Consider the following 533-nt stretch of genomic DNA (forward strand, 5'->3'; position numbering starts at 1 on the left):
TCGATCGACCACGTGGCCAAAGCGTATCAGGTGCTTGGTAAAGGTCGGATTATTCACGTATACGGTCCGACAGAGAGTACTGTGTATACTACGTACTATTCCGTTGATTATATAGATCCGAGGGAAGCGACAGTTTCAATCGGTGTTCCGCTGGCGAATACTCGCACCTATGTCGTTGATCGGGTGAACCAGTTACAGCCGATTGGAGTGCCGGGCGAGCTATGCATCGCGGGAGACGGCTTGGCACGCGGATACTTGAACCGTCCCGAGCTGACGGCAGAGAAGTTTGTAGACAACCCGTTTGAACCGGGCGGGCGGATGTATCGTACTGGGGATTTGGTACGGTGGCTACCGGACGGTAACCTGGAGTACCTGGGTCGGATCGATGAACAGGTAAAGATCCGAGGGTACCGAATCGAAATAGGCGAAATTGTGCATGTTCTTCTGCAACACGCAGACGTGAAGGAAGCGGTGGTTGTGGCTCGGAAAGACGAGCAGGGCGAGTCTTATCTGTGTGCCTACGTGGTAAGCCG

General features: G+C 53.8%; 1 protein-coding gene. It reads left to right on the forward strand.

All coding sequences use genetic code 11. The features are described from left to right. Positions 1 to 533, forward strand: a 533-nt coding sequence (locus FS818_RS28290; RefSeq protein ID WP_145336731.1) for an AMP-binding protein, incomplete at both ends; no start/stop codon positions are given.

Origin of the sequence: Paenibacillus xylanexedens (genome assembly GCF_007680605.1) — a bacterium.
GTDB classification, from domain to species: Bacteria; Bacillota; Bacilli; order Paenibacillales; family Paenibacillaceae; genus Paenibacillus; species Paenibacillus xylanexedens_B.